2 protein-coding genes are annotated in these 2566 nt (G+C 68.7%); both read left to right on the top strand.

Features of this window, described 5'->3' with window-relative positions:
* Positions 1 to 105 precede the first annotated feature (105 nt).
* Complete coding sequence (gene istA / locus HUW62_RS46705; protein ID WP_176438131.1) at positions 106 to 1725, top strand: IS21 family transposase; 1620 nt, start codon at positions 106 to 108, stop codon at positions 1723 to 1725.
* Complete coding sequence (gene istB, locus HUW62_RS46700) at positions 1722 to 2486, top strand: IS21-like element helper ATPase IstB (RefSeq protein WP_176438130.1); 765 nt, start codon at positions 1722 to 1724, stop codon at positions 2484 to 2486. Before istA ends, istB begins: the two co-directional genes overlap by 4 nt.
* Positions 2487 to 2566 lie beyond the last annotated feature (80 nt).

Genomic DNA, 2566 nt, shown 5'->3' with positions numbered 1-2566 from the left:
CCTCAGTGGTCACCCAAAACCGGCCAATGAAGGTCCCCTGAAAACCGGCCAAAGGGGAGGGCCGAGACGTTGACGCGCGGGTAGGACGTGGAGTCCGCCCGGGGAATGGGCAACGTCTTGAGCGACGAGAAGCAGCAGCAGGTCATCGCCCTGGGGCGGTTGGGTTGGAGCCTGAGACGTATCGAGGAAGTGACGGGGATACGTCGCGAGACGGCCAGCGGCTATCTGAAGGCCGCGGGAGTGGGCATCCGTCCACCGCGCCGGTGGGGCAAGGCAAAACCGGCCAATGAGGGGACCACCGAGGTGAGTCCGGCGAGCGAGCTGGAGGCCGCCGGAGCAAAACCGGCCAATGAAGGGACCACCGACTCGTCGCAGCGGAGCCGAGCGGGAGTCAGGACGCTGTCGGCGAGCATCGTCGCGCCGTACGTGGACCTGGTGCAGCAGCAGTTGAGGGTGGGCCGCAACGCGCGAGCCATCTACGAGGAGCTCGTCGACACGCAGGGCTACACGGGCAGCTACATCAGCGTGCGTCGCTTCGTGCGAGCGCTGCGAGACAGCCAGGGCCCGGAGGCCAAGGCCGTCATCCACACGGCGCCGGGCGAGGAGGCCCAGGTGGACTACGGGGAGGGGCCCATGGTGCGCCACCCGGAGACGGGGAAGTACCGGCGCACGCGCATGTTCGTCATGACGCTGGGCTACAGCCGCAAGTCGGTGCGGCTTTTGTGCTGGAAGTCCTCCAGTCGCATGTGGGCGCAGCTGCACGAGGAGTCCTTCCGCCGGCTCGGCGGCGTGGCACGCACGGTGGTGCTGGACAACCTGCGTGAGGGCGTGCTGGCGGCCGACGTGTACGAGCCGGCCCTCAATCCACTCTTCAGGGACGTGCTGGCCCACTACGGGGCCACGGCCCTGCCGGCTCGGGTCCGCCACCCGGACCGAAAGGGCAAGGTGGAGTCGGCGGTGGGCCACGCGCAGCGCACGCCGCTCAAGGGCCTGCGCTTCGAGGCGCTGGAGGCCGCCCAGGCCTACCTCGACGCGTGGGAGGCGAAGTGGGCGGACACCCGAATCCACGGCACCACCAAGCGCCAGGTGGCGGCCATGTTCTCCGAGGAGCGCCCGAGGCTGCTGGCCCTGCCGGTGGAGCCCTTCCGGTACTACGCCTACGGCGAGCGCGTGGTGCACCTGGACGGGCACGTCGAGGTGGACGGCGCGTACTACTCGGTGCCCCCGGGCCACATCGGCCGCAAGCTGCACGTGCAGTGGGACAGCCTCCACGTGCGACTGCTGCGGCCCGCCACGGGGCAACTGCTGCGGGAGCACACCCGCGCCCCTCGCGGCCACCACCGCACACGCGAAGAGGACAGGCCCTCCCACGCGCCGCGCACCACCGTGCAACTGCTCGAGCGTGCCGCCCGGGCTGGACGCAGCGTCGGCGCCCTCTGCACCGAGGTACACCGCCGCGAAGGTGAGACGGGCACTCGTCGCATCCTGGGCGTGCTGTCCCTGGCGAAGAAGCACGGCGCCGCCGCCCTCGACGACGCCTGCGAGGTGGCTCTCGAGGTGGGTGTCCCCTCCTACCGCTTCGTGCGCCGCTACCTCGAAAGACGCACTCCCACCCCCGTCACCCTGCGCCAGGTGGACCCGCTCATCCGCGAACTCACCCACTACCGCGACGTCATCGCCCGTCTCACCCAACCCACCCCTCATCCAGGAGACACCGAGACATGAATCTCGTCGAAATCACCCGCGCCCTCACCACCTTGCGACTGTCCGGCATGGCCCAGGCGGTGGAGGCCCGCATCCTCCAAGCCCAAGCAGAGAAGCTCGCTCCGCTCGACTTCCTCTCCGCCCTCGTCAACGACGAGCTGACACGACGCAGCGACGGCTTCATCCAGCGCAGGCTCAAGCAAGGCGCCTTCCGCGACGCGGCCAAGAAGCTCGATGGCTTCGATTTCGACTTCAACAAGAAGATGAATCGCCGCCTCGTCTTCGAACTGGCCACCGGCGCATTCGTCGAGCGGCGCGAGGACGCGCTCTTCCTCGGCCCTCCGGGCACCGGCAAGAGTCACATCGCCCAGGCCCTCGGCCGCGCCGTCATCCAGTCCCAGGGCCACCGCGTCCTCTACCGCGAGGCCCACCACCTGCTCGAGGAGCTGGCCGAGTCCAGCCTCGAGGGCACCCGACGCCAGAAGCTCGATGCACTCACCAGCGCCCCGCTGCTCATCATTGACGACCTCGGTATGCGCAAGCTGCCAGCCACCGCCGCCGAGGACCTGCTCGAGCTCATCATGCGTCGTTACGAGAGGGCCTCGACCCTCATCACCTCCAACCGGCCGGTAGAGGACTGGGGCAAGCTCCTGGGTGACAACGCCGCCGTGGCCGCGATGCTGGACCGCCTGCTGCACCATGCCCACGTCGTCCAGTTCGGCCCTCGGAGCTGGCGCACCAAGGGCGCCATGGAGTTGCGGACCTCCGAGTCCGCGGGGTAGGAGTCCTCCTGTCTCGGTCCTCTTCCTTTGGCCGGTTTTGAAGGGACTCTCTTTGGCCGGTTTTCACGTGACCATTGAGG

Source organism: Myxococcus sp. AM011, assembly GCF_013372595.1.
Classification (GTDB): domain Bacteria; phylum Myxococcota; class Myxococcia; order Myxococcales; family Myxococcaceae; genus Myxococcus; species Myxococcus eversor.
The sequence above is the reverse complement of the archived record's forward strand: the minus strand, read 5'-3'. Positions and strand labels throughout refer to the sequence as shown.